This window comes from Pedococcus sp. P1_H8 (assembly GCF_056405175.1).
The window spans coordinates 1-404 of record NZ_JBFUCP010000332.1; the positions used below are offsets into that span (position 1 = coordinate 1).

At 66.6% G+C, this 404-nt stretch carries 1 protein-coding gene; it reads left to right on the top strand.

Annotation, left to right across the window (positions count from 1 at the left end; translation table 11 throughout):
* Nucleotides 1-404 (top strand): condensation domain-containing protein (locus AC1DYG_RS20250; protein WP_477641630.1); only part of this gene is annotated, 404 nt, incomplete at both ends.

Here is a 404-nt window from a genome sequence, read left to right on the forward strand (position 1 = left end):
CTCGTGGACGTCGACGGCGAACCGCGGCAGATGGTCGACCACACCATCGACGCGACCGTCGAGTTCGTCGACTTCCGCGGGCAGGCCGACCCGGTCGCCGCGGCACACGACTGGATGGACAACGACTACGTCACGCCCATCCGGCTCACTCACGACCGCCTGGTCGCGATGAGCGTTCTGCAGGTCGGGGAGCGGGACTACCTGTGGTACACGCGAATTCACCATGTCGCGCTGGACGGGTACAGCGGCATGGTGATGGTGAACCGCATCGCCGCGCTGTACACCGCGCAGGTCAAGGGGACGGAGCCGGAACCGAACCGGGCCCTGGAGTTGCGGACGCTCTACGAGTTGGACCAGAAGTACCGGGACTCCAGCAGGTTCGCGGCCGACCGTGAGTACTGGGC